Here is a 1,712-nt window from a genome sequence, read left to right as displayed (position 1 = left end):
CGCGCCAGCTGGCTCCGCCGGGGCTGGGGGGGTCGGCGCGGGCGGCTCCGCCGGCGGCGCGGCTGGGCCGGGCGTCGGGGTGCTGGTCGCGGGGGGCGCCTCCGGCACGGTGTAGTCGGGCACGATCCGCGCCTGGCTGCCGCCGATCACCAGCACGCGCGCGCCGATCTCCAGCGCCGTCTCGTCACGCTGCGTCACGGAGACCAGTTCGCCATCCGCCTTGCGCACGATGTATTCGTAGGCGGTCGTGTCGCCGACCACGCGTTCCGCCGCGGAGCCGAACAGCCCACCGACCAGCGCACCGCCCACCGCGCCGATGGCGCCCGCCATGTTCCCGCCCGGCGCCTGGGAGCCGATGATGCCGCCCGCCGCCCCGCCCGTCGCCGCGCCGGTCGTGCCCTCCATCTGCACCGCGACAGACCGCCGGCCGATCACCACCCCCTGCTCCACCCGGTTCATCTGCTGGACGGCGCGGGTGGAATAGGCATCCGGCGAGAAGCGGGGCCCGCAGGCGGCGAGGGCGAGCGGCAGCAGGAGGACGAGGGCAGCGCGCATGACCGGCGCGAGATAGTCGAGCCGGCCGGATGACGCCACCCGCGATGGGCGCATGGCCCGGCTTGCCGGGTGGGACCCGGCGCGCTTCCCTCCCGAAAGCAAGGGATGGAGGACGCGCCATGGCACGGATCGGCTTCGTCGGGCTCGGCAACATGGGCGGGCCGATGGCGCGCAACCTGGTGAAGGCGGGGCACGCGGTCGCGGTCTTCGACACGGTGCCGGACCTGGTGGCGCGCTGCGCCGCCGCCGGCGCGGCACCGGTCGGCAGCGCGGCGGACGCGGCGCGCGATGCCGACCTGGTCTTCACCATGCTGCCGGCCGGCCAGCATGTGCGCGACGCCTGGCTGGGCGGCGGCAGGATGGCGGCGGCGAGCCGACCTGATGCCGTGCTGGTGGACTGCTCCACCATCGACGTTGCCGCGGCGCGGGAGGTGGCGGCCGCCAGCGGCCGCGCCTTCCTGGACGCTCCGGTCTCGGGCGGCGTGATGGGGGCGGAAGGGGCGACGCTGACCTTCATGGTGGGCGGGCCGCAGCCGGCCTTCGCGCAGGCCGAGCCCATCCTGAAGCAGATGGGCCGCGCCGCGATCCATTGCGGCGAGGCCGGCGCGGGGCAGGCGGCGAAGGCCTGCAACAACATGATCCTGGCCGCGACCATGATCGTGACCTGCGAGGCCTTCGTGCTGGCGGAGAAGCTCGGCCTGTCGCACCAGGCGCTGTTCGACGTGGCGTCGAAGTCGTCGGGCCAATCCTGGAGCCTGACGACCTATTGCCCGGTGCCCGGCCCGGTGCCCGGCAGCCCCGCAAACCGCGACTACGCGCCCGGCTTCTCGGCCGCGCTGATGGCGAAGGACCTGGGGCTGGCGGCGCAGGCGGCGGCGGAGACCGGCGCGGCAACGCCGATGGGCGCCAAGGCGTTGGAGCTCTACCAGGCGTTCCTCGAGGCCGGCGGTGGGGGAACCGACTTCTCGGGCATCATCCGGATGCTGCGCGGCGCGGCCTGACGGCATGATGCGGCGATGGCTGCTGGCGGCGCTGCTGCTGGCGGCGCCGCCGGCGCGCGCGCAGCCGCCGGTGACGGAGACGCCCTGCGGCACGCCGCTGCTGCGCGTCACCTGGGCGCACGCGGTGGACCGCGACCATGCCTGCGAGGCGTGGCG

At 75.4% G+C, this 1,712-nt stretch carries 2 protein-coding genes; one reads left to right on the top strand and one right to left on the bottom strand.

The annotated features are described in order from the left end of the window. On the bottom strand, window positions 1-609 hold a 609-nt coding region (locus OZN99_RS31075; RefSeq protein WP_456299921.1), incomplete at its 3' end, for a hypothetical protein. A gap of 65 nt (window positions 610-674) precedes the next feature. Between OZN99_RS31075 and mmsB the strand changes: the two genes are divergently transcribed. Beyond that, window positions 675-1,556 carry a 3-hydroxyisobutyrate dehydrogenase gene (gene mmsB / locus OZN99_RS31070; RefSeq protein ID WP_270939061.1) on the top strand — a complete coding sequence of 294 codons (882 nt, stop codon included), beginning with the start codon at window positions 675-677 and terminating at the stop codon, window positions 1,554-1,556. Window positions 1,557-1,712: the final 156 nt, after the last annotated feature.

The organism is Falsiroseomonas oryzae, from assembly GCF_027856955.1.
GTDB lineage: Bacteria > Pseudomonadota > Alphaproteobacteria > Acetobacterales > Acetobacteraceae > Falsiroseomonas > Falsiroseomonas oryzae.
Note: the sequence above shows the minus strand (reverse complement) of the source record. Positions and strands in the feature narration are given on the sequence as shown.